We start from the raw sequence: 428 nt of genomic DNA on the forward strand, positions 1-428 counted from the left end.
ATGCCGTCGAGCTTGACCTGATCGGTGCCTTGCGTCAGATAGATATCGTTGCCGTTGAGCGTGACAGCGACCGATGCCGGCGTCAGACCGGTACCCAGTTGCAGTACTTTGCCGGTAGTGCCGCCCCAGAAGTCGTACTCGTTGATCTCGAGATGGCCGTAGCCCTGGTTGAAGATGAAGGTGTCGGCGCCGCCATTGCCGATCTCGACGTCGTTGCCGCCTTTTCCGTCGAAGATGTCCGCGCCGGCGGAGCCATTGAGGGTATCGTTGCCAACGGTACCGCTAATGGTACGCGCCATCGTGACAATCTGTGCCGCGGTCCATACGGTGCCATCGGCAAACTGCACCTGGGCGACCCCTGTTTTGCCGGATCCGTCAGCCATGCCGTCGAGCTTGACCTGATCGGTGCCTTGCGTCAGATAGATATC

Annotated in this window: 1 protein-coding gene; it reads right to left on the reverse strand. The window is 59.8% G+C overall.

Annotated features, from left to right (window positions below):
- Nucleotides 1–428 (reverse strand): calcium-binding protein (locus DIE23_RS39230; RefSeq protein ID WP_311767851.1); only part of this gene is annotated, 428 nt, incomplete at both ends.

The organism is Burkholderia sp. Bp9143, from assembly GCF_003853645.1.
In the GTDB taxonomy this organism is placed as follows: domain Bacteria; phylum Pseudomonadota; class Gammaproteobacteria; order Burkholderiales; family Burkholderiaceae; genus Burkholderia.